Here is a 22,445-nt window from a genome sequence, read left to right as displayed (position 1 = left end):
GGCGGGCGTCGCCGTCGCAATGTCGTCGAGCGGTGCGTCGGCTGGCTCAAGGCGATCTTGTCAAGCACGCCCTAGAGCAGCCGCGCCGCGACGTGCAGGCCGATGTCAGTCGCGCGGCGCGCGCTGGAGCTTGCGCCGGGCCAGCAAAGCAGCCACGCCGGTCAGCATCAGCGCATAGGTCTGCGGCTCCGGAACGGCCGCGAGTGGTGTGAACTGGTAGTTGCCGCTGCCACCATATTCGCAGCCCTGACGACAGGGCGTGGCGGTGAACTCGATCGTGTAGGCGCTGTTGGCTGCTAGCAGCAGCTTGACCCGGCCCTCCGCGTGTCGCACATGAGGCCCCATGTCAAATTTGTCGCCCACGCCGCGGATGTATTCGTCCCAGGGCAACCGAACCCCGTTGAGAGTGATGTTCTCGAAATTGTCGCCCGCGTAGTTCCTGTCCTGCATCTCGAACAGAATCCATTGGGACTGCGCCCCCGTCGTCAGGCGCCAACTGTTGGCCTCCGGCTGCGCCGGGTACTCGGGGTACCACGTCCACCCAAACGATCCGGACTGACCGATATATGGGTCCACTTCGATCACCCCATACTCTTGCGCTTGCGACAGCGCAGGCAGCATGAGCACGGCAGCGGCAGCAGCCACTGCGAGAACGGTCTTCTTCAATGACATGTGATTCCCCGTGTGAGTTGATTGGTTATTGGTGAGGCTGCGGCATGCCCTTGCCGAGCCGAAGCCACTATATGAATAGGATGGAATCGGTTTTGTAAGGACATGCATAATCCGCCTTTTCGATAGCCGGGGCGCGCCGCCACTCGCTTGCTTTCCTGGGTCTGGCCCTGCAGCGCTTTGACGCTTGCCGACATGGCGACGACATATGACGCGCCGCTGGCAGTGTGCCGAGACAATGCACGTACCGCCGAAGGCGTCCGGTGAGCCCCGCAGCCACGCATGACTGCCTCCCTCGTCCGTTTCCTTTTGACGGCTCTCGCCGCCCTCCCGCTCGCCTGTACCGCCACCGTGCCCGAAGCGGATCCGGACGCCGCAGCAGCCGCCCCGCACCATCAGCGCCGCTGCGGCTGGCTACAGCAACGCAGCACGGGCGAGGCGGTACTGCTGGATCGCGACGGCGACTGGCTGCTCGCGCGCGGCGGCGAGCACCGCGCCACAGGCGATTGGCGAGCCAGCTTCGCACCCGACCGGAAGGTGACGACGGGGGACGGCGAGACGGGTTGCGCCTGCCTCACCGTGCAGGTCGACCTGGCCACGCACCGCGTCGTGTCTGCGAAGGCACCGCAAGCGCGGCCGCTTGCGGCCTGCCGCAGCGACAAAACGCTGGACGCGACCGCCGAAACCCGCGCCACGCCGCCGGCCCGCAGGGTGTTCCGGATGCCGACGTTCTCCTTTTCCTATCCGGCCGATTGGCACGCGCGTCGCGCCGGCAACTGCGTTGCCCTGGAGGAGCCCGGCAGAAGCAAGGAGGAGGAGTACACGCTGCAGCTCTGTGCCAAACCGGGCACGCTGCCCGCGGCGGCTGACGAGCGGTTCTTCAGCCCCGGCGACGACGGCATCTGGATGCGCTCGGCGGGCATGCAAGAGCCGTCGCCCGTGGACTGGATGTTCGGCCCCGGCTGGAGCGGCATGGTGGCCACCCAGATCTGCGGCGTCGGCGACGCCGAGACCGGCTTCCATGCCGCTGGAGGCACTTGCCTCATGTTCGCTGGTTCCGACGGCCGCAACGCCGTCCTGGGGGACTCGGTCGGCTACTATCAGGACTTCGCCCAGCTGCGCGACATCCTGCGCTCGATCCGCTTCGCGCCGGCGGCAAAGCGGCGTTGAAGCAGCCGGGCGCGCGCCGCCGGGGTTTGGCAGCGCCTCCTCACGCTCACTCTGAAACGCCGAGACAAACGGGTGGATCGACCAGCGGTCGTTGCCACCGCTGTTGCTCGCAGATCAAGTCTTTGAAGATCGCCGCACCCAGCGCCTATGGATTTTTCGCCTTGAACCGCTCAATCTCGGAGCCAAGGTGTCCGACCACCTCGCCGCTCGTCCGGCTGCGCCATTCCCCGTTCTCCGCGAAGATTACATCGGCATCCAGGCAGTAGATCAGCTGGTCGAAGTAGCACGAGAGGCTGTTGGCAAACCCGGGTGACGGCCCCCGCCGTTGTCGTGGATGAACAATTGCCCGGCCACGCCGGCGGGGCCGGGGTCGGTATCGACCATGGTGTAGCACCCAGTGATGTCGCAGGCGATCGGCATCCAGCGGCGATTGAAATAGCAGCGCCGGATGACGTCCTCCGGTTCGGGCTCGCCACATCCCAGCTCAGGAGCCTTTCGCTCCCTGTCTCGTTCAAACGCCCACCGCGCGCTCGAAATCGTCAAACTCAGCGGCCGAGACGCCGGCAGCAAGCTCGTCGCCAGCAGGATGAAACCCGTGGAGGCGCAGTTTCACGGCTAGCTCGCGTGCCGTTGCCATTGCAGTCTATGGAGGGGTCGATGATCCGGGACTGAACACCTAGCCGACATTCATCAATCGTCGGTATCTGGGCACCAGCATGTGCTCCGCCTTCGCCTTGCGGGTGAACCATGGTGAGCGGATCACGCCGAGGAAGGGGAGATGCAGCACGCCCTGCTGGCTGCCAAGCGTGACCGCCATCTTGGGATTGCCGGTTTGCGGCTTGTATGTGCTCAGCGCCAACGCCGCGCGGCCCCCTTGGATGATCCGCCGAATGTTGTCGGCAGCGCAACGCACCTGGCCGTCGATATGCCAGGCCATCTTGTTCTCGTCCAGGTCGGTGATGTCGCCGAGCGCAAACAGCGCCGGGTGCCCGACGACACGCAGGTCCGGGTTCACGCGGACGCGGCCTTGCTCGTTCAGCGCCGCATAAAGCAGCGGCTTCATGTAGGCGGTGTTGGGCCGCCCGCCCGTGCACCAGACCAGCAGGTCGTAGCCGATCTTGCGACCGATGCTGGTCGTTGCTATGCCCGGGCCTGCAAAGATGTCGTCGGGCGCCGTCGTCGCGGCTTGCAGCCGCTCCCCGAAGAGGATGGAAACGCCCCGCGATGCCAGCACCGACGCGGCGTGCTGCGCGGCCATCAGGGACGTGCCGGGCAGGAGGCGCCGGCCGGACTCCAGCAGGATGATCGACTTGCCGGGGTGCGATTCCGAGAGCTCGCCCGCAACTTCAACGCCGATCGGCCCGCCACCGACGATCAGGACACGGTTCGCGGCCTGGATGACACTGCTGTATTGCCGATACAGGCGCTTGCGCTCCTCCAGGGTCGCGCCGGACGAGCGCATCAGCGCGTTGGCATAGAGGCTGCCCGTGCACAAGACGTGGACGTCACCGCGAACGCTGATTCGCTGCCCGTCGCTCACCAGCACCTCGCCCGCGTTCGCACCCATCTCGATCAATCTGCCTCGCACATGGGTGACCTCGGGCAGTGCCAAGGAATAGGGGATCAGCGCATCGTCGGCAAATGCCGGGTCCACCAGGCTGCGTGGCGCGGCCATCGGCACTTCGACATAGTCGTTCGGATCGACCAGTACCACCTTCATGTCCTGGGCGAGGTCCCTGGCAAGCTGCACCCCTGCCAGCCCACCACCGAAGATCACCACCTGCTTGCCCGACTTGCTCGACATGTTTGCTCCATTCATCATGTCCGGTGAAGATCGTAGTCATGAGCTATTCATTTGAATAGTGAGTGAATTTGTCTCACACTCGTACATCAGATGAAGCAATCAAATATCGATCTGAACACGTTGAAGACGCTGCTCGACGTGGTCGAAGCCGGCAGCTTTGCTGCAGCCGCGCGCGAACGACAGGTGCCGCCGAACACGCTGAGTCGACAGGTCCAGCGCCTGGAGCGGGACCTCGGTATTCGCTTGCTGCAACGGACCACGCGCAGCTTGGGCCTGACCTCCTCGGGCCGCGAGCTGGTCACGGGCGCCAGGGTCGCCCTGGCGCAGCTCGAGCAGCAGTTGCAGGAAGTCAGCAGCCAGGCGAAAGAGCCTCGCGGGCACTTGCGCGTGACGGTGCCCTCGGACTTCTTCTCGCTGGGACTCGCCGACAGGATGGCTCACTTCATGGAGGAGCATCCAGGCATCAGCCTGGAGTTTCTGTTGTCGGACGAACAGGTGGACCTGATCGAGAGCGGTGTGGATCTGGCTGTGCGAGCCGGGGTGGTGCGCGATGCAAACCTGGTTGCCCGCCAGTTGACCGAGAGCCGTCTCATCGTGGTCGCGAGCCCGGCCTGCATCGCCCGGCACGGCGCTCCTCGCACCCCCAAGGCCTTGGCCGCCTACCCTTGCCTTGCCTCACGCGGCCGCAATGGCTACGCGACATGGCAACTCGCCGGGCCGCGCGGCACCGCCTCCGTGCCGGTTCGAGCGAAGCTCACCGCCAACGGCATGGGCGCTCTCATCGCCGCCGCGAAGGCCGGACTGGGTGCTGCGCTGGTGCCCCGCGCCCTGGTTCAAGCGTCGCTGGCGGACGGCACCCTGGTGCAGCTGATGGACCGGTACCACGGCTTCAGCCCGGGCGTGTTCGCGGTCTATCCGAGCCGCTTGCATCAGTCGGCGGCTCTGAAGAAGTTGGTGGCGTTCCTGGTCGAAGAGGCGGCAAAGCTCGCGCGTTGAAGCCCGGTGAGGCCCCGTCGGAAACCGAGACGGAAACCCGGCCTCACGGTTCCTGCTTGGGACGCGCGTTGGCCCAGGCCTCGATGCTCCGGGCCGAAGGCTGTCCGGTCACCGAGCTTGGCGGCAAGCCTGGCTTGAGAAACACGACATACGGCGTCATGCCGCGCCAAGCGGGGTTCACCTTGTAGCGAAGCGCCGGCGCCTGCCCGGAAAAGGCCAGCAGCCGATCGGCTGGCCGGTAGTGAGGATCGCGCAGCAGCCGGTCGTCCACTTCGCCGGGCGGCACATCCATCACGACAGCGATCAACGACGCGTTCAACTTGCGCTGGCCGATCTCCCGGGCCAGATTCCGGAGGACCCTTGGGCAGTACACGCAGTCCGTCGTCGTGAACACCACGGCAGCCGGCTTGTCGAGGGTGGCCTGCAGTGCCGACCACGTCTGAGCATCAAAGGCCTCGACGCTCTGCGGTGCGGCGCACGCACCTGCCGCGAGCAGGGCCGCAGCCGGCATCGCCATCAAGTTACGGAGCCACACGTTCAACTCTCACTCCTTCCGTGGTGCGCCAAAGCGCGAAGATGTCCTGCCCGCGACGTGCGAGGCGCGGATGGTCGTTGTCCTCGGTCGTGCGACCGAGATCGCGCAGCGTGAAGCTCCGGCCGTCGTCGTGCGAGACCCAGACACGCCAGCGCGTCGCTTGTCCATCAAAGCTGCGCCAGGCGATCACGACCTTCCTGCCGATGCTCTGCACGTCGGCATGTTCCGCCGCCTCGTCGGGCAGCCTCACCGGCTCGCCGCGCGGGGTGCCGTCGGGGAACAGGCGCCCATAGCGGACGCCGGCGACGCCGTCCCTCTCGCCGAACCATACCGCGTGGTAGCCGCCGCCCTGTGCCGCCGCCAGGCCTGGCCCGTGATGCGGACAGGCATCGATCGCCCAATGGTCATAGGTCGCACGCGCTGGACCCCTGCTCGATGCCGAGCCGACCGGAGCGAACGCGTGGTCCCGTTCGTTGGGTGCGAAGACGTGCCGCCACAGCGCGACCAGTCCGCCATCGGGAGACGGCGCGAGTGCGATGCGGCAGCACTCGCAGCTGTGGTCCGCGAGCTTCAAGTCGCGTCCGAAGGTTTTCCCGCCGTCGCTCGACTCGTTGCGGTAGATCGCGGCGCCGCGATAGTCGCTCTTGCCCCGGGCGCGAAGCGCTGTGAGGTCGCGCTTGTCGACCCACAGCGTATGCAGTGTGCCGCGCGCGTCGAAGGCGACCGCGTCGAAGCGGTGCGTGATGACCTGCCGGTCGCGATGTACCGTGAAGGGCGCCGAGAACGTGCGTCCGCCGTCGGTCGAGCGCAACATGCGGATCAGCCCGGTGTACGGCTTGGACAGCGGCTGCGTGTAGGTGATGACAACGCAACCGTCGGGTCCGAACGCGAGCTTCGGGCGCGCTTCCCCCTCGGCAGCCGGCGTGTCGTCGCCCGTCGCGATGTGACGCTGGGGCGACCAGCTGAGCCCGGCATCGGCACTGGTTTGAATGAACAGCTTGCGCTGCGCATCGAGCCCGACGATCCACAGGTCTCCAGTCGGCGCAAAGCCGGCGCTGATGGCCAGCGACGCTGCCGGCTTGCGGTGCTGGTGCCCCGCGTGCTGCTGCGCACGGGCTGGCGTCGCGATCGCGATCGACAGCGCGAGCACTGCGAGGGTCAACGCGCGCGTCACCATGTCGCCTCCAGTCCTGCGTTGTAGGCCCGCGGCAGCGCGGGCGAATAGACCGGCGTGTTCGATGAGACCGATGCGCTGCCGGCGTAGCGCTTGTCCGTGAGGTTCATGACGCGCGCTAACACCGACGCTGGCGGTGCGTGCCACCAGCGCGCGGCCCAGGCGGCCGTTGCATTCGGGATCGAGTCGGAGGCCCGGGTCTCGGCAGGCTCGGCCTCGCCTGTCGCGGCCGGCAGGTCGATCGGGCCGGCATCGTGCGGCGCGAGGGCTGCCAGCGCGCTCAGGGCACAGTGGTCTCCGCTGTGCGCTCCGGCGGGATGCGAGCCGTCGTCCGAATCGTTGCCGTCTTCGTGAGGAGGGTGGGGCGCGGAGGCGTCATGGCTAAACTCCGCCGTCTGCCGCGCGACGGTTCGCACGCCGTAGACGCTGCAGATGTCGGCAAGCGACTTTCCCTGCAGCGACGCCGCGGCACTCGCGAGCAGGGGCACCGCGGCCTTGAGCAGCAGTGCCAACACCGCCACGAAGACCGTCCAATGCCGAAGCGGACGCGAGTGAACCATGGGCGTGATTTTGCAGTGCGTTAGATAGAGCGCGAACGACACGCGGGCTTACAAGGGATCGCACCTGCACTTGCGCGTTTTTTCTCTGGACAGGCGGTATCTACAACAGGACTCGCACTGCAGAATACAGTGCGCCTTGCCGTGATGCCTTGAGAATGCGCAAGACGCACGAGCAGCCGTCGCGCGGCGGCGTCGCCACGATGAGGAACGCCGGTTACCCAGGACTGGGGCCTGCATGGTGGATTGCACGCCTCGATCATGAATGGGAGAACGAAGATGATCAACAAGAACACGATTTGTCTCTGGTATGACGGCACCGCCCTGGATGCCGCACAGTTCTACGCCGAGACGTTCTCAAATAGCGCGGTGGGAACTATCCTCCGCGCGCCCGGCGGCTATCCCACGGGTACGCCGGGTGACGTCTTGACGGTCGAGTTCACCGTGTGAGACGGGTGGCCTTCATGAGGGAACGTGATCCGATGAGAGAGGCCTGAAGATCGCCAGCCTCCAAATCCAAAAGTTCAGCGCCTCGGCGGATGGTCTTGCCGATAGGTGCGGTTCGGTTTCTGGACAAACCGCTTTGCCTGCGCGGCCAGCTCCTTGCTGTGATACAGGTCCAGGCACTTCAGCAAGTCGAACTTGACGTCCTTCACCTCCGGTGCCACCAGTGGGTTGTGATAGTCCCGGGCCAGATAGGCATCGACCAGCGACTTGATCGCGTCGGGGCTGTTTTCCATGTCGTAGTAGGTCCAGTCCCGCAGGGCGCTGACGCTGCTGCCTGCATCCGCCGCCGCGTTCGGCTCCTTGCGGTAGGCGGTGGCGATACAGGTCGCCAGCACGATGTCCTTGAAGTTCTGGCCATAAGTGCGTTCAGCCGCTTGGGGGGACGTGCCGGGCTGGTCCTTGGCCTGGACGCAGAGGGAGGCGGCCAGGAGAAGGGCGGAGATCAGCCATCGGTGAATCATCGCAAGCTCCAGAAGTTGGCCCGGTCCATCCGGTAGTTCACCCCGGGTTCATTGAAGTAGCAGTGGTCGTAGCATTGGCTGCCGTTCCACAAGGTGGCATGTGCTGGTGAGCGGCCCAGGATTCTCGCGTATCCTCGCTCACCGCGGTCCCAAGCGGTCCTCGCCACGCAGTCAACGAATGAAAAAAGCCGTCCTTTCCTTTCTGGCGCTTCTGAGCGCTGCCTGGCTCGCATGTGCGGCAGGAAACGCGCAGGCCGCCGCCCTGCCTTACCGAAAGCTGTCCAAGGCCGACCTCCCTGCCGCGCTGAAAGCCGAGGGAAAGGTGGTTGCGGCCTTTGAGTGGAGCGACATCCGGGGCAGGAACCTGGCTGTCTTCTCCCAGTCGCTGCGACGCGGCAAGGAGGGAACCAGCGCCGGCCTGCATGCGTTTGGCTATCGCGTCGAGCAGCAGGCGCTACGGCGTGTCTGGAAGGTGGAAGACGGCCTGGAAGACTGTGATCTCGACCTGACGAGCTTCTTCGAGATCGACTCCCTCGAAGTCACCGACCTGGACGGCAATGGCATCGGGGAAGTGAGTTTCGTCTACCGGTTGGCGTGCAACGGTGGCCTGGACCTTATCGACGAAAAGCTGTTCCTGGTCGAAGACGGCAAGAAGTTCCCGGTGCGAGGTGGCACCGAGTGGACAGGCGTCGACGATAACGACCAAGGCGGCCACTATGACGGGCCGATGTGGGTGGACAAGGCCTACAACCACGCCCCGGCCAGCTTCAAGCCCTTCGCGGTGGCGAAATGGCGGCGGTTCCGGCAGCCGAGCGAGGACTGACATGGTCCTGCATCGCTCAACAAACACTGTAGAAGGGACTGAGCGTCCCGCCCACCCCGGCCCGTCGAAAGTTCCGCCTCTCTCAGCCTCACCGTCTGGTGCGGCTGAATATGAAGCGCCGCGGCAAGTCTGAACACCGTCACTTCCATGCCGTCGATCCTGCTGCGCAAGTCGGGTTAGGAGCACCGAAGGATCTGCTGGCTCTCTTGCTCGTCGATCAGAAGCTCGGAGTCCGGGATACGACCTTGCAATCGCTGTTGACGCACTTGGCGGCCACGCTGCCCACGTCACCGACCCGCTCGAGATCGAGGCCAACGCGGCGCTGCGGCGCGGCTGGCTGGTGGTGGGGCGCGCTCGTGGGCTTGGGCGCCTTGGGTGGCGTGTCGATGCGCGGCGGGCGCCGCAGGGGGGCTGAAGGGGTGGCAAATGCCACCCCCTTGCGCTGCCGCCCCTCACCCCTCGACGCTCATCGCCGGCCGCGCCTGCACCTTGCCCAGCCAGGCCTGCACATGCGCATGCTTGGCCACCGGTGCGCCGATGAACACGCTGTAGCCGATGACCGAGGCCACGAGCAGGTCGGCCATCGAGTACCCCGCACCCAGCATCCACGGCTGCGCCGCGAGCCGCTCGTCCAGCAGGCGCAGCAGCCCGTCGAGCCCCTCGCGCGCGGCGTCGGCGTGCGCCGCACTGCGCAGTGCCTCGTCGCCCATCGTGGCCACCTGCAGGCGCACCAGCACCGCGCCGTAGGTCACGTAGGCCCAGGCGCACCACGACATTGCCTGGAGTCGCGCGGGCGTGCCGGCGGCGGGCCACAGGCCCTTCGCCACGCCGTATTCCTCGGCCAGCCAGAGCTGGATCGCCAGCGCCTCGAACATCGGCGCGTCATTCACCGTCAGCGTAGGCACCTTGCCGTTCGGGTTCAGGGCCAGGTACTCCGGCTTGTGCTGCCCGCCGGCCTTGATGTCGACCTTCACGCGCTGGTGCGGCACGCCGAGTTCGGCCAACGCGCAGGCCACCGGCGTGGCGCTCGACATGGGGTGCCAGTACAGGACGATGGATTGGGGCTGGGGCATGGGGCTCTCCTTAGGCGGAGTGACGGGGCCGTCACGGGTGGGTTGTTGATGCGGTTCACTGTACGCAGCATTGCGGACAGATTCCGCCCTCGATGTGAGCTAGAGTGCGGCGCATGCTCACCTCGTCTTCCCGCCTGCTGCGCCTGCTTTCGCTGCTGCAGGCCCGCCGCCACTGGACCGGCGCCGAGTTGGCCGAGCGGCTGCAGGTCCATCCCCGCACCCTGCGGCGCGACATCGACCGCCTGCGTGAGCTGGGCTACCCCATCGAGGCCAGCAGCGGCGTGGCCGGCGGCTACGCCTTCCGCCCCGGCCAGGCGCTGCCCCCGCTGCTGCTGGACGACGACGAGGCGCTGGCCGTGGCCATCGCGCTGCGCACCGCCGCCTCGGGCATGGTGGGCGGCATCGAAGAGACCGCCCTGCGCGCCGTCGTGAAGCTCGAGCAGGTGATGCCCGCTCGCCTGCGCAAACGCGCCGACGCTCTGCGCACCACCATCACCCCGCTCGACAGCATCGGGCCGGTGATCAACGCGACCCTGCTCGCCGCCCTGGCCAGTGCCTGCCGCGACCAGCTCAGCGTGCGCTTCAGCTACACCGACATCCGCGGCGCCGCGAGCGAGCGCTGGGTGGACCCGCAAGGCGTGGTCCATACCGGCAGCCGCTGGTACCTGGTAGCGTGGGATCGCGGGCGCGAAGACTGGCGCACCTTCCGCCTCGACCGCATCCAGCCGCCCGCCACCACCGGTGCCCATTTCCCCCCGCGCGCAGGCCCGGAAGGCGGCGACCTCAAGGCCTTTGTTTCTCGCTCACTGGCCGTGTCGCCGTACCCCACCCAAGCGCGCATCGTGCTGCACGCGCCCCGCGAGGTGATGGCCCAGCGCATCCCGGCAGCCTACGGCCTGCTCGAAGCGATCGATGACGAGCGCTGCCTGCTGCGATGCGGCGCCCATGCGCTCGACCACCTGAGCTACTGGCTGCTGGCGTTCGATGTGGATTTCGAGGTGCTGGAGCCGGTGGAGCTGAAGGAGCGGTTGATCAGGGTGGGGGAAAGGGCGGCGCGGTGCGTAGGCCCATGCTAGCTATGTGAAGCACAGGAGTCCGAGCGACAGCTTCTGGGCGGCGAGATCCGGACAGCGGATGTAGCTTCAGGGTCGTGAGTCGACGTCCGGGCCTGTCCGATTTTTTGTGTGTGACGTGGTGGCACGGATGCGGGGCGTCCTTGAGGTGCATCGGGGCAAGGCGTCTATCCCCCAGGCAGGGAGGAGGCCGCCGCACCGCTCGGCTGCCGCGGGGACCGACAATCGACGCCATGAGATTCACGGTCGAACAGCAGACGCAAGGACTGATGCGGACACGGTCCTTTGCCCAGGTCGCTGGGATTGTCCTCTGCTGCTTGACCGGCGTCTTGCCCCTGTGGGCGTTCGACGCCGCCGCCTCTCTGGACAAGTCGCGCTGGGGCGCGGTGCTGGGCGGCATCGTTGTCGTGATGGCCTTCCTCGTCTCCCTGGTCTTGGCCATCGTCTTTATGGCATGCACCGAGCAGGTCGTCGTCCAGCATTATCTGAAGCTGCGGCCTGGAACACGAAAGCCGAATGTGCGGGTGAATGTCGACGGGGCCGGCTTGCATATCGATGGCCACCCCTCTATTGAGTGGGCCCACCTTCGTTACCGGGGACCGGTCTGCGGCGATGACTTTGAAGACAACGACATCTGGATCTACCGGCTCGGCCTACCCGACCTGCGGCTGGAACCGGGGCCAGACACCACTTCGCTCGCCGATCTGCTCGCGCAGCAGCAGCGACACAAGAGCAGATACGCGGACCGCGTTGCGGCGGCACTGGAGGGTGCCTTCACGCGCGGCGCCAAATAGCCGGTTCCGGGCGCACTGCCGACCGTCGAGACCGGTCGGAACATTGAGAGCTGTCGGTTTGTTTCCATGCGGGAATGCGAGGACCTGAATGCCGGGCCTTGGCGTCGTCAAAAAAAACGGATGATCAGCGGCGACGACGCGCCTCAAAACAATCGGCACATGAACTGAATGCCGGCTGCGTCGTAGAAGTAGGCCCATGCAACGACGGTGAGTGCCATCTGGACGGGCAATACGAGGGCCAGCCACCAGCGCAGCGCCTCTCTGCCCCAGACCGCCCATGCTGCGGTCGCAGCGAGCAGGAAGACGATGCCCAGCCAGAAGTAGGCCGTGCCGCCTCCTTTGCAGGAGTACGGCTCCGCTGCGATCGCCGCGCCGGCAAGGACAACATAGCCGACCAGTTGGAACAAGGCCAGATGGAGGATTCTGCGGGCCTTCGGGCCAGCAAGGACAACTCGGTCAATCATTCGAAGTACTGTGAGGGTGGGGGCTGCTGCCAAGCGGAGCCCGGGCGTGATTCGTTCGGGCGCTGCCCGGTGAGGTCTCCATGGCTTGAACGGATTTTCACTCCGCAGAGACCGACGCAGCGAGCGTCCCGAAGTCCGGATACGAAGGCTCCTCGATGCGGCGGGCCTCATAGGCATCCGCCAACTCGCCAGCGCGCGGTCGATGTCCATCACGCGTTCCGACAAGTGCTCCTCCTCGGTGACCTCGGGCGGCACTTCCTGGAGCGGTTGAAGCAGGCCTTCGCCTTCGTTCAGAACGGCGGCGACAGCGATGAAAAGGCTCTTGACCGACAGCCCGGTCCTCATGCTTCTCTCTTGCGCTGCGCTCATTCCGCCACGGCCTTCGCCGCCAGCCCCTTGAGGCGCTGAAGAAACGAGGTGTCGTCTTTCCATGCACTGGCTCAGCGGATGGGCGGTGGACTGCCCGGCCGGGTCACTGGGCAGCCGGGCGCTGCGCTGCTTCGAGCAGTTGCAGCACCTTGTCGTGGCCCTCCTGCGGGTTCCGCTGCGCACGTTCACGAGCCACATCCGCTGGCGTTCTGCCTTTCGCGTCGCGAAGGTCTGCTTTCGCTCCGCTCTCGAGAAGGATGCGCACAGCGGTCGCGTTGGGCTCCGACGCCATGGCGTGCAGGGCCGTCCACTTGACGGGGATTCGCTCATCGACGGCATTGATGTCCAACCCGGCGCCGAGATAGTGCTTCAGCAGCCGCCTTGCTTCGGTCTCGCTTTCGCGCTGCAATGGGAACATCGCGCCGGCCGTGCGATTCATCGACGCCACCTCTTCGGCGGTGGGGTGGAAGCGGTAAAGCCCCCAGTCGCAGACCGCGGAGACCACCGGCCTGCCGGTGTCGGCGCATCCCTGAAGGATGAGGGCATCGGTACGCTTCAGCTCGACAACGCCCGCAGCACCGCCAGCCGCGAGGCCGGCGATGACGACCAAGGTCAAGATCTTGAGGCGCTTGCTCACGCGCTGCCCCAGAAGACGGTGAAAGTCCCGGCCACCTGAAAAGGCGCGAGGATAGGCCGAGCGTTGACCTCGTTGATGACCATGTCGATGCTCTGTCTGAAGTTGTAGGCGATGGCGCGGCGGACCGCCTCCGCGACGCGCGGGTTCTCCAGATCGCTTTGCTTGGCGTGTTTCCACCAGTGTTTCATGTAGCGCTGGGCCAACTTCTTCCCCATTTTGAGGAGGCCCTTGAAGCCCGCCTGCGGCCGAGCGAAAGTCTCCATGAGCGTCTGCATGAAACCGAGGGCGTAGCTGGAGTCGATGCCTGCGATCAGGATCTGCTGTGCAAAGCGCCGGACGCTGTGGGTGACTTCCATGCCGTCGATCCTGCTGCGCAAGTCGGGCCAGAAGAACCGAAGGATCTGCTGGGTCTCTTCCTCGTCGAAGAGAAGTTCGGAGTCCGGGATATCGACCGGGCTGACGATGACGATGCTACTCACGTTATTCCTCCCTATGGCGTTGATGTGTGCGCCCGCTTTGATCGGGTCTTGCAGCGGTGGAAGTATAGGAAAGAAGCTGCGCGCTTCGTCTCCCGCAAGCGCGGGGCTGCTCGAAGGCGGAAATCGCTGGTTGCTTCAATGGGCTCCGCTTTTCGCACACTGCCCAAAAAGTCTCACTTCTCCTGAATTCGGTGAACGGGCTCGTGGCTGCAACCGGGCCGTGCCTCTAATACTACAGTCGTAGTTTCTTGCGTCGCCTTCGACGCCAGTGGCAGGCTTTAGCACGAGCCTGATGGTGTCGGCGCCAGTACGACCAAGCGAGGGCGTGTGCAGGTGGTGGCGCAGGAAGGCGCAGCAGCGCCACAAGAAGACGCCGCACTTCGGGGACGGTCAGCGGCACGTAACCCCCTGTGTGCCTTGAAGGCCTGCAGCGAAGAGCGTTCCTTTTCGGCCGCGCCCCCCTTTTTGAAGTCCAGCTGGATGGCGTTGGCGCGCAGGACGCTCAGGCAGGCATGGGCCAACAGGGCCAATGTGATGTGCCGATACCAGCCGGTCCAACTGCGCACCTCGTACTGGTCGAGGCCAACGAGTTGCTTGCTGTTTTCGAACGACTCTTCGATGGCCCAGCGTCTGCCAGCCACGTGCGCCAAGACCTGCAGCGGGGTATGGAAGGGGGCGTAGACGGCGTAGTAGGCGAGTTCAGCCGCCTCACCCAGGCTGCGGCGTACCAGCAGCCCACGCTGCAGGGCGGTCCCCCAGCTGAGCAGGGGCAGCCACGCCCAGTCGTACAAACGGGGGCCCTTGGCGCCGTCGCCGGCCGACAGGCGCCGCCACTGCGATGCCCGGATGTCCTGCGAGGCAGTCGCCGCATGTTGGTTGCGCGTGCTCTCGCGCATCACATAACTATTGGAGGCAATCGCCATGACATAAGGGCGCTGGTTCTGCTCCAGCCATACGCGCAGGCTGCGGTCATTGCCGTAGACCTCGTCGCCGGCTACCCACCCAAAAGGTAGCCCAGCTTGCAAGGCTCGCTGCAGCATGCGCTGTGCGATCTGCGGCTTCGTGGCGAACGCCCGCTCGGGTGGCACCCCTGCCTTGCGGCAGCGATCAGGATCGTCGGTCCAGCTCTTGGGAAGGTAAAGCTCGCGGTCGATAAAGGCATGACCCTGCTCGCTCACATAGGCCAGGAACACGCCGATCTGGCAGTTCTCGATGCGCCCGGCCGTGCCGCTGTACTGACGCTGCACGCCCGCAGAGTGCCGGCCCTTCTTGAGAAAGCCCGTTTCGTCGACCACCAGCACCGCCTGGCGTTGCCCCAGGTGCTTCACGACGTAGTCGCGCAGATCATCTCGCACCGCGTCGGCATCCCACACCGAGCGACTCAGCAAGTGCTGTATGGCCCCCGGCGTGGCATCGCCGGCCGCCTCCGCCAGTTGCCACCCGTTCTTGCGCTGCACCGGCCCCAGCAGCCCGCGCAAATAGGCCGCTGCATGCGTGCGCGCTTCCGAGCGCGCAAATCGCGCACCGATCGCCTCGCTCACCTGCTGCAAGTGAGCCTCCCACCGCGCCACCTCGTGCTGCACTTGCGGCGGTACTGCCTGAACTTCGGTCGCTTCCATGGCGCCTTCTGTCGAGTCAGGTCATTTGCCGACTATCGGCGCTACGGCGAAAAGTTCAAGTACGGCCGTAGTACTAGCGCGGTGTGCTACGCAGCAGATCTGCGCATGGCCGCTAGAGTCAGGATTGCGTCGGGCGGACCTCCACCGCGTCGAGCGCTGTCCACGCTCCACAGCGCGGATTCCTGCCTTTCGCGTTTACGTATGCGCCCGCTTTGTCTGTCCGGGTCTTGGCTGTGGTGGAAGTAAGGGAAGAGGCTGCGTAAGTCGCTCCTCGAGAGGTCGCCTGCTACTTGGGCTCGTTCGGTGTGCGTCCCTGTCTTCTCGTTGTCCCGCATTGCCCAATAAGTCTCACTTCTCAATAATTCCGTAAGCTTGCGCGTAGTCGCGGATCTGCTCGTCCCTTAAGCTATTTTTGCCGGTCAAGACCAAGGTCGGCTTCTCAGAGGCTTTCACCACCAGGCTAGCGTATGGCCAATTTTTCGACCGAGTTCCCGATTGACCCCAAGAACTCCGTTGCTGAGGTCCTATGCCTCGCATGCGCGTGGGTAACTGGCAGCCCCCACACGAGCATTCCCGAATCGGACCTTCAAGACCTTCCGCAGAACAGTGAGCGTGTGGTCGCTTTTGGTATGGAGCGAGTTGAACTGGCTCATGCTCTAGCTGCCGACTATGAGATTGGTGGTCTTCGTTATGAACGGACTGAGGACGACCTTGCATGGACGACTTCTATCGTCACCCTTAAAGCGCCGGACAAGCACCTTCTCAGTCTCCAAGTGACCTGTGAAGCCCTCCACACTGCAGTTCGACTGCCACCACCAAAAAAGCCCTATTTCATTCGCCAAGCCCTTGAGGCACTCGGAGGAGGGGAGGATGGTGAAATACCGATCGCCGACAGGCCCTTCAGGCTTTCGGCGGGAGATGAGCCGATTGCCGCGGCTCTGATCCTCGGAACTGCTCGGAACACCCTTCCTATCGTCTACATCAGCGCTGGCTACAAGGACGGCCACCTCGTTAAGCCCGATCAGCTTGCGAAGCACGTCTCCGGTATGGCGCATGTTGTAGTTGAGCCGAGCCGCGAGTTTTCTTATCGTGTTAAAGCGTTGACCAAGTCACGCAACGTGTTTGGTGGCACTGTCGGCGTTTACTGGCCCAACTCCGCGGCTCGTAGAGCCTATTTTTGCAATGAGTCGGTGCGGAATCGTCGTGTCCTGGAAGTCGACGTGGCGAAGGACATTCGAGTCGCACTTTCGAATCGTCGCCAACGAACCCACTGCACCTGGAGTCATCTAAAGGAGACAGTAGCTAAATTTAAGTTCGATCAGCTAAAGGCGGTCGGCTCCACAGAGTTGCAAGCCTACATAGATGCATTTGACGCTGACATCGCAGCCAAGCAAGCATGTATCGCGGATGCCGAGCAGGATATCGCTCGGTTGACTGCTGAAATCCGAAGACTGTCTTCCTCCGATGAGGTCAACGAAGGCGGCCTTCTTCGACAGGGAGAGGAGCAGGACCTCTACGAGCACGAAATTCGTGACATTGTAATTGATGCAATCTGCGACGCGAGCCGAGCTGCACTAGAGGGGAGCAGGCGCCAGCACATCCTCCGTGATCTTCTGAAAGCGAATCCCGCCTCTGGGGCGAGACAGGAACTGCAGGAAGCGGTTAAGTCGCTCTTCAAGACCTATCGCGATATGGATGGCCGCACCCGAAACGCGCTGGCCCGAATTGGTTTCGATATTTCCGAAGACGGCAAGCACTACAAGATGGTATTTCAGGGCGACGGCCGATACACCTTCGCGTTACCCAAGACGACTAGCGACCATCGTGCGGGCAAGAACATGGCCAGCGATATCAATAAAGCTTTGTTCTAGTGTCGTGCGCTGATCAGTTTTGTACTTAGTTTTGTACTTATTCGACCGGACTGGCAGCCTCGTCTTTCCTGGCTATGCGCGGGGGAAGATGAGTGCAGTTACTTCGAGCGCCCGACACTAGGCACGAGCCTGGTTGTGTTCCTTGGCGCCCCCTTGCGTGACGCTTTTTCGGCGGTAGTCGGGCTGGCTAGGACACCGCTTGGTCTTGTTGAACATTGCAGAGACGACTCCGTGCAATCTTGTGTTTTGGGCGAGCCGCAGAAGCTGAGCTGTAAAGGCAAGGACCGGCGATCCATGCGCGAGACGTCGTCCAAGGTTGTCTTGAGTTTTTTGTTTAACCGACTGCATTGGTGGCCCTCAATGGAAACACGGGGCCGCCGCTGGAGGGGACAATGCCCGATCAAGAACCGAACCCACAGATGCCAGTAGAGGAGGCCGACGCAGCTTCACCGGCAGACCCAAAACTTGTAGCGAAGCTCGCTCGTATCGAACGAGAGAAGGCTGCTCTGATCAACTCGGTGGCGGCTCAAGATTTCAGCACGCTGATCGCTCGCGTGGCCTCCGTTTTGAACTTGTACCCAGCCGCCAGGAACAGCGACGTGACGCTTGCCATCCGCTACTGGGAGAGCTTTCAGGCGGATGTATACAAGACTGAAGGGATACTGCCTGCGGATCTATTCCGGCTTGAACGCTTCCACCTGATCGTTCGTGCAAGAGCTAAAATCCAGAACGAGTACAGGCTATTCATCGCCGACGAGAAGATTCGCCGCCATCGAAGGAAGAACGAGGATGACTTGAAGGAGGAGATTCTGAGCGAAACCGTGCCTCGAAACATCGTTCATGTGTTCGCGGACGAGACGGGAAAGAATCATAGGTTTGTCATTGTTGCAGCGGTTTGGGCGCTTACAGGTCGGAGTGTATTCAAGGTTGCAGAGCCGATTTCACGCTGGAAGAAAAGCTCGGCATGGGACAAGCGAGAAATTCATTTCGCAAGACTGGGCAAGCAGGATGGTGATTTACTTGCGCAGTTTCTGGATCTCGTCGTTGCCCATCGCGAGTTCCTCAGCTTCAAGGTCATAGCAGTCGAACGTGCCAGGACAAGAAGAAGCATCGAAGAGGTGCTCCGGAAACTGCACGAGACGATGCTCATCCGGGGAGCTAACCACGAAGTGCAGACAGGAAGAATGCAACTCCCTCGTTTCGTGGAGGTGACGCTGGACGAAGAGCAGTCGCTGGATCAATTCACTTTGGGCGAGATGAAGGAAACCGTCGGACAAGCATATGAGCGAATGCACGGGGAGAGCCTGAAAATAGCTCAGATCCAAACCGTTTCCTCCAAGCACTCTCTCTTTGTCCAACTCGCAGATCTCATTGCAGGCGCTGTGAATAGAAGGCTGAACCACGACGGCGATCGGGGCTTGAAGGATGACATGGCGGATCTCGTGATACAGCGACTGGGATTGACCCTCGGCGAAGAAAACCTTCAGGATCTTGACGCCTCGGTCCTGTTTCACGTTTGACCGCAGCGCGTCCGCTCGCCCGAGCGCGCCCGTCCGAGGTAGAGCAATGAACTCGCATGGCAAGCCCTTCCTGATGGCGATTGCTTTGCATCGTCCGGTGCTTTTCCTGTGTGCACGATTCGCCAGCAGGCGAGTTAGTGCCGCTACTCTTTCACCTCACGAGGACAGCAGGCGCAGCCTCTTGTGGCTGACCTTGCTTCCGGTCACGGCCTGCGCTTTTCGTTGCCCATCCGCAACTCCGCTTCTGTCAACTTCACTAACTCGTGCGGCGCCATCTGCAGCGCCGCCGCCAACTTGCAAATCGTCCCTATCGTCGGATGCCTCTGCCCCAACTCCAGCAGGCTCACAAACGTTCTCTCCAACTCCGCCTCGAACGCAAGCGCCTCCTGCGTCAACCCCGCTTCCTTGCGGCATCGACGTAGAACACGGCCGAAGGCTTCTGCGAGTCCCAACAGGATTCCTCCAGTAGTCGGAGGAGGAAATGTCGCAAGAGCCCTAGCATTTGTCCTCGCACAACTGTTGGAATCGAAGCGAGCGGCCTGTCGAACATCGCCGTTTCGTCACGCATCCTTGATTTGGTAGCTGCATAGACGCCGCGACGGCCGCCTTCGTTCCAACCCCCGGACCACGACAACAAGTGGGCAACCCGAACGCCGAACGGGAGGATCGAATGCGCGTGCTCTTCATCGATTTCGATGGCTGCTTGCACCCACAAGGCCGAGCGCTGATCCGGCTCGGCTCGCCTCAGGAAAGATCGCGCCAGCAAGTGCAGGTGAGCGTCGAGCGCCACGGCGCATGGAGTTCGGCGCTCTCCTGCCTCCTGCAGCCCCATGCCGACGTCTTCCTCGTCATCTACTCCGTCTGGCGCTACCTCCACACCCACCGTGAGCTCGCCCACCTCCTCGGCCACCTCGGCCCCCGCTACCTCGGTGTCACCCCCCACGCCTCCCGCTACGAATCCATCCGCCTCTGGCTCTCCCAATCCCCACGCGTCACCAGCTTTCGCATCCTCGACGCCGCCGCGGGTGACCTGCCGAGGCCGTTCTTCAAAGAGCACTTCATCCTTTGCGACCCCAATACCGGCGTCTCGGCCCCGGGCGTGCAGGAAGAGCTGCTGCGATGGCTGAATCCGCACGCGTTCTTGCCGCGCCTGGAGCGGCACAGCGGCCGGGTTCAGCCGCGGGGCGCGGGTTGGCTGAGTCGCCGCCGTGCACGCCTGTATGCCTGACAGAAAGTCGCCCCCTCCCGTTCGGTTGCACAAAGCTACTCACTGATCGCTTCAGAGCTGTAAATGATTTCAGGAGGCTTCCCGGTGCACGAGGAAGCCGGCATTTTTCTTGTTCCGCCATCTCTCGTCTTGTCGCCAAACAAGGAGCCCCCGATGACCCAGATCGCCGCGGCCCTCGCCGCACTGTGCATCGCCGCTCCAGCGGCTGCCGCCACCACGGCCTTTGCGTCCTTGACGCAGTTGCAGATCGTCGTGGCCGACCTCGCGCCGGACGACGGCGTGGACGCCTCCTTCACCATCGAGGGGGGGCGTTTCGTCTACTTCTCGGGGCGGGCGGACGAGGACGACCATCGCTCCCTCGATGGCCCGGAGTTCTTGCCAGAGGAGACGGTGAGCTTCGGCGGGGCGACCGTCGTGGGCGCACCGGATCGCCTGGTCGCCGAGGCAACGCACCCCGGCGGGGTGGCCTCCTGGGAGTGGTTCGCCAGTGGCTCGACCAGCGGCCGCATGATCCTCTCTCCTAACACCTCGCTCACCGTCTCGGGCGTCCTGAGCGCCGGGGCCCGCTGCTTCAGCAGCCCCTGCGGCCACGGCAGCGGCGGTGCGTCGGTCGTCTTGGGGACCGACTTCGAAACGGTCGGCGGCCTGGCCCTCGACGGCGGGACCGAGCCGGGCCGCCTGCCTTCCCGGACCGAGTCTTTCTCCTTCGTCTATGACAACCGCTCGTCCGACTCGGCCGCCCTCGGCCTCAACATCGTCACGGGTGCGCGGGTCAGCGCCGCCCCCATTCCCGAGCCGCAGACCTATGCCTTGCTGGCCGTCGGCCTCGGCGCTGTCTGTGCGTGGGTCCGCGGTGCCAGCCAAGGGCAGGCGTCCGAACGCCGACAGCGCCGTTCGGCCTGGGGCTCGCCCAGGGTCGGACGACGGACAGTGAAAAGGCGCGGGCGGATTGCCACCCCGACACCCCGCTGGGCCCGGATGCCGTGGCCGGCTGCGTGTTCGACCCGGACGGCCCGCCCAAGGCAGCGCTTCGCAGCCACATTGCCTGCTACCAGCAGCAGCGGCTACATTCCTCGCTGCTCTGCGTCATCCCCCAAGGCCACTGCATGCGCGTTGAACTTGTCTCTGAAGCTCAGCTGACTCGCTGACTCGCTGACAGCTGTCAGACCTGCTGTGCGAGTTGCACGCGTACTACAACTAAGGGGCGGTGGTCTCCCGGGAACTGGCGCGAGAACACCTCCTCGAGAACCTCTTGGCCGCCACGTCGCCCCACAAGTTGGTCGTGGCCTGCAGAGACGACGGCACGGTGGTCGGCTTGGCAGGCATCACCCTCGTCTATTCGCTTATCGAACCTGCGGCCGACAAGCGCAAGCATTGCCAGCTGAAAGAGCTGTATATGCGGTCGTCGGAGAGAAGCCAGGGGTTTGGCCGGGCGCTGATGTCGTGGGTGGCCCGGTACGCCTTGGAGAACGGTTGCCGCCGTATCGACTGGCCGGTCAAGGCATCAAATCCAACTTCACTTTGTTGGCCGTTGGGCATTTGGGCCGCCTGGAAAGGCGCGGTATCAAGGGCAGCTCCATGACAATCGCTGATGTGGCAGTTTCACCCCAGACGCCGGTGCGAAGAAGCGAACGCGCTTCGATCAGGCCCTGCTCGACCAGCAGGTGGATCGAGGAACGCATGTCGTCCGTTGGAAATCCCAGGTCCAACAGCGAGCGAAGCGGGGTATGGCCGTTCACCATCGCAAGAAAACGCCTGGCCGGCACGGGCAGAGAGTCTGCGGAAAATACGAGGGCCCGCTGCCCCGGGTTGGTCCTTCGATAGATCACTTCGTCCGGGAAGACATCGATTTCACGATTCATCTTTCCTGCCGCGTCATCAGTTTGTAATGGAAGCAGCCTAGGAGAAATGGACCGCCCTACAAGCGAGTCTCCCTCGGTTTCACCAATCGTTGCCCGCGCGTCCTGGTAGAACAACCAGTTGTTGGCCCCATCTTGGAGCGAGGTGCGTCTGCGAGTAACCGTTGGAGGGGCTTTCTCCGGGAATTCGGTGTTGCTGCCGACGCAACGGGCGTCGCGGCATCAGATGCCAGGGGCATTGGGCGCCCCTCGAAACGGCGACGCCGAATTCCCATCGGGACGGAAGTGCGCAGCCATGAAAAAGCGCCTCGCCTGCCGGACCGGGGGGCCGTAGCAACCTCATCAAGGCACCGCGCGGCTGAATTATTCATATAAGAATGATGTCCGCGAATCACGTGCCCGCCCGCGGCAGTTTTGTGACGCAGGGTGTCTGCCAGGCCGGGATCACCTGGGCTTTTGCCGCCCCGCGTGGAAGCCTTGCAGGGCTTGCCTGTATTCCGCGCGGCATTGCGGTCGTGTAATCACCATCGATCGATCGAAGGCCTGAAACCGTTGCATGCGGTTCCAGAAGTCGCATTCGAGGCCCTTACTGCAATGACGGTCGGCAATGCCCTTTCTACATTGCCACGGAATGGAGCCGCCGTTGGGGAGACTCCGCTACAGCGATGGAGGAGAACTCACACAGGAATCCGAAACGCTCGTCCCTGCCATTCCTTTTTGTTGACCACGATGGCCTGTCACTCCGGCGTTTGCTGCGCAGCAG

24 protein-coding genes and 1 pseudogene are annotated in these 22,445 nt (G+C 63.9%); 11 read left to right on the top strand and 14 right to left on the bottom strand.

The window, feature by feature from the left end; translation table 11 throughout:
* Positions 1-105 precede the first annotated feature (105 nt).
* Positions 106-672, bottom strand: a complete 567-nt coding sequence (locus tag OOT46_RS09065) for a PEP-CTERM sorting domain-containing protein (RefSeq protein ID WP_265403275.1) — start codon at positions 670-672, stop codon at positions 106-108.
* A 279-nt stretch (positions 673-951) separates the two neighbouring features.
* On the opposite strand from OOT46_RS09065, the gene OOT46_RS09060 reads away from it, so the two are divergent.
* Positions 952-1,839, top strand: a complete 888-nt coding sequence (locus tag OOT46_RS09060; RefSeq protein ID WP_265403274.1) for a DUF4087 domain-containing protein — start codon at positions 952-954, stop codon at positions 1,837-1,839.
* Positions 1,840-2,515: 676 nt separating this feature from the next.
* Here OOT46_RS09060 and OOT46_RS09055 read toward each other — a convergent pair.
* Positions 2,516-3,643 (bottom strand): NAD(P)/FAD-dependent oxidoreductase, encoded by a 1,128-nt coding sequence (locus tag OOT46_RS09055; RefSeq protein WP_265403273.1) that lies wholly within the window; start codon positions 3,641-3,643, stop codon positions 2,516-2,518.
* Between the two features lie 120 nt (positions 3,644-3,763).
* Between OOT46_RS09055 and OOT46_RS09050 the strand changes: the two genes are divergently transcribed.
* Positions 3,764-4,639: a LysR family transcriptional regulator gene (locus OOT46_RS09050; RefSeq protein ID WP_265403272.1), complete on the top strand. Its 876-nt coding sequence runs from the start codon at positions 3,764-3,766 to the stop codon at positions 4,637-4,639.
* A gap of 43 nt (positions 4,640-4,682) precedes the next feature.
* On the opposite strand, the gene OOT46_RS09045 is transcribed toward OOT46_RS09050, so the two are convergent.
* The 3 genes from OOT46_RS09045 to OOT46_RS09035 are packed head-to-tail and all read right to left on the bottom strand — an operon-like array spanning position 4,683 to position 6,950.
* Positions 4,683-5,180 (bottom strand): hypothetical protein, encoded by a 498-nt coding sequence (locus OOT46_RS09045; RefSeq protein WP_265403271.1) that lies wholly within the window; start codon positions 5,178-5,180, stop codon positions 4,683-4,685.
* Entirely contained in the window at positions 5,161-6,324 is a 1,164-nt protein-coding gene (locus OOT46_RS09040) for a sialidase family protein (RefSeq protein ID WP_265403270.1), read from the bottom strand. The genes OOT46_RS09045 and OOT46_RS09040 overlap by 20 nt, the downstream gene beginning before the upstream one ends.
* Positions 6,325-6,344: 20 nt before the next feature.
* Positions 6,345-6,950, bottom strand: a complete 606-nt coding sequence (locus tag OOT46_RS09035; RefSeq protein WP_265403269.1) for a hypothetical protein — start codon at positions 6,948-6,950, stop codon at positions 6,345-6,347.
* A gap of 234 nt (positions 6,951-7,184) precedes the next feature.
* On the opposite strand from OOT46_RS09035, the pseudogene OOT46_RS09030 reads away from it, so the two are divergent.
* A pseudogene (locus OOT46_RS09030) lies at positions 7,185-7,352 on the top strand (VOC family protein); the annotation flags it as partial.
* 77 nt (positions 7,353-7,429) lie between these two features.
* Here the strand turns inward: OOT46_RS09030 and OOT46_RS09025 are convergent.
* Entirely contained in the window at positions 7,430-7,873 is a 444-nt protein-coding gene (locus OOT46_RS09025) for a type VI secretion system amidase immunity protein Tai4 (RefSeq protein ID WP_265403268.1), read from the bottom strand.
* 178 nt (positions 7,874-8,051) lie between these two features.
* Here OOT46_RS09025 and OOT46_RS09020 point away from each other — a divergent pair, with 178 nt between their 5' ends.
* Positions 8,052-8,696, top strand: coding sequence for a M949_RS01915 family surface polysaccharide biosynthesis protein (locus tag OOT46_RS09020; RefSeq protein WP_265403267.1), 645 nt, complete (start codon positions 8,052-8,054; stop codon positions 8,694-8,696).
* 217 nt (positions 8,697-8,913) lie between these two features.
* Here the strand turns inward: OOT46_RS09020 and OOT46_RS09015 are convergent, their stop codons facing one another.
* Both OOT46_RS09015 and OOT46_RS09010 read right to left on the bottom strand, forming a co-directional pair.
* Positions 8,914-9,129 carry a hypothetical protein gene (locus tag OOT46_RS09015; protein WP_265403266.1) on the bottom strand — a complete coding sequence of 72 codons (216 nt, stop codon included), beginning with the start codon at positions 9,127-9,129 and terminating at the stop codon, positions 8,914-8,916.
* Between the two features lie 19 nt (positions 9,130-9,148).
* The gene (locus OOT46_RS09010; protein ID WP_265403265.1) at positions 9,149-9,769 is read right to left on the bottom strand and encodes a glutathione S-transferase family protein; all 621 of its coding nucleotides are present in this window, start codon (positions 9,767-9,769) and stop codon (positions 9,149-9,151) included.
* Positions 9,770-9,882: 113 nt separating this feature from the next.
* Here OOT46_RS09010 and OOT46_RS09005 point away from each other — a divergent pair, with 113 nt between their 5' ends.
* On the top strand, positions 9,883-10,845 hold the full coding sequence (locus tag OOT46_RS09005) for a helix-turn-helix transcriptional regulator (RefSeq protein WP_265403264.1): 963 nt from the start codon (positions 9,883-9,885) through the stop codon (positions 10,843-10,845).
* Between the two features lie 230 nt (positions 10,846-11,075).
* A complete protein-coding gene (locus tag OOT46_RS09000) occupies positions 11,076-11,636 on the top strand; it encodes a hypothetical protein (protein ID WP_265403263.1) in 561 nt (186 codons plus the stop codon).
* A gap of 143 nt (positions 11,637-11,779) precedes the next feature.
* Here the strand turns inward: OOT46_RS09000 and OOT46_RS08995 are convergent, their stop codons facing one another.
* The 4 genes from OOT46_RS08995 to OOT46_RS08980 all read right to left on the bottom strand — a co-directional run bounded on the left by OOT46_RS08995 (position 11,780) and on the right by OOT46_RS08980 (position 15,204).
* Positions 11,780-12,445: a hypothetical protein gene (locus OOT46_RS08995; RefSeq protein WP_265403262.1), complete on the bottom strand. Its 666-nt coding sequence runs from the start codon at positions 12,443-12,445 to the stop codon at positions 11,780-11,782.
* 127 nt (positions 12,446-12,572) lie between these two features.
* The gene (locus OOT46_RS08990; protein ID WP_265403261.1) at positions 12,573-13,106 is read right to left on the bottom strand and encodes an ankyrin repeat domain-containing protein; all 534 of its coding nucleotides are present in this window, start codon (positions 13,104-13,106) and stop codon (positions 12,573-12,575) included.
* Entirely contained in the window at positions 13,103-13,585 is a 483-nt protein-coding gene (locus OOT46_RS08985; protein ID WP_265403260.1) for a hypothetical protein, read from the bottom strand. The genes OOT46_RS08990 and OOT46_RS08985 overlap by 4 nt, the downstream gene beginning before the upstream one ends.
* Positions 13,586-13,863: 278 nt before the next feature.
* Positions 13,864-15,204, bottom strand: a complete 1,341-nt coding sequence (locus OOT46_RS08980; RefSeq protein WP_416136170.1) for an IS701 family transposase — start codon at positions 15,202-15,204, stop codon at positions 13,864-13,866.
* Positions 15,205-15,671: 467 nt separating this feature from the next.
* On the opposite strand from OOT46_RS08980, the gene OOT46_RS08975 reads away from it, so the two are divergent.
* Both OOT46_RS08975 and OOT46_RS08970 read left to right on the top strand, forming a co-directional pair.
* Positions 15,672-17,075: a hypothetical protein gene (locus OOT46_RS08975; RefSeq protein WP_265403259.1), complete on the top strand. Its 1,404-nt coding sequence runs from the start codon at positions 15,672-15,674 to the stop codon at positions 17,073-17,075.
* 392 nt (positions 17,076-17,467) lie between these two features.
* Positions 17,468-18,595: a DUF3800 domain-containing protein gene (locus tag OOT46_RS08970; RefSeq protein ID WP_265403258.1), complete on the top strand. Its 1,128-nt coding sequence runs from the start codon at positions 17,468-17,470 to the stop codon at positions 18,593-18,595.
* Positions 18,596-18,798: 203 nt separating this feature from the next.
* Here OOT46_RS08970 and OOT46_RS08965 read toward each other — a convergent pair whose 3' ends face one another.
* Positions 18,799-19,047 (bottom strand): helix-turn-helix domain-containing protein, encoded by a 249-nt coding sequence (locus OOT46_RS08965; protein ID WP_265403257.1) that lies wholly within the window; start codon positions 19,045-19,047, stop codon positions 18,799-18,801.
* A gap of 218 nt (positions 19,048-19,265) precedes the next feature.
* On the opposite strand from OOT46_RS08965, the gene OOT46_RS08960 reads away from it, so the two are divergent.
* The 3 genes from OOT46_RS08960 (at position 19,266) to OOT46_RS08950 (ending at position 21,405) form a co-directional block, all read left to right on the top strand.
* The gene (locus tag OOT46_RS08960; RefSeq protein WP_265403256.1) at positions 19,266-19,823 is read left to right on the top strand and encodes an HAD domain-containing protein; all 558 of its coding nucleotides are present in this window, start codon (positions 19,266-19,268) and stop codon (positions 19,821-19,823) included.
* 153 nt (positions 19,824-19,976) lie between these two features.
* Entirely contained in the window at positions 19,977-20,963 is a 987-nt protein-coding gene (locus tag OOT46_RS08955; RefSeq protein ID WP_265403255.1) for a PEP-CTERM sorting domain-containing protein, read from the top strand.
* Positions 20,964-21,030: 67 nt separating this feature from the next.
* Positions 21,031-21,405, top strand: coding sequence for a GNAT family N-acetyltransferase (locus OOT46_RS08950; protein WP_322114244.1), 375 nt, complete (start codon positions 21,031-21,033; stop codon positions 21,403-21,405).
* Here the strand turns inward: OOT46_RS08950 and OOT46_RS08945 are convergent.
* Positions 21,320-21,685 (bottom strand): hypothetical protein, encoded by a 366-nt coding sequence (locus OOT46_RS08945; protein WP_265403406.1) that lies wholly within the window; start codon positions 21,683-21,685, stop codon positions 21,320-21,322. The two genes, OOT46_RS08950 and OOT46_RS08945, sit on opposite strands and share 86 nt — an antisense overlap.
* Between the last annotated feature and the right edge of the window lie 760 nt (positions 21,686-22,445).

The organism is Aquabacterium sp. A7-Y, from assembly GCF_026153205.1.
Classification (GTDB): Bacteria; Pseudomonadota; Gammaproteobacteria; order Burkholderiales; family Burkholderiaceae_C; genus Caldimonas.
The sequence above is the reverse complement of the archived record's forward strand: the minus strand, read 5'-3'. Positions and strand labels throughout refer to the sequence as shown.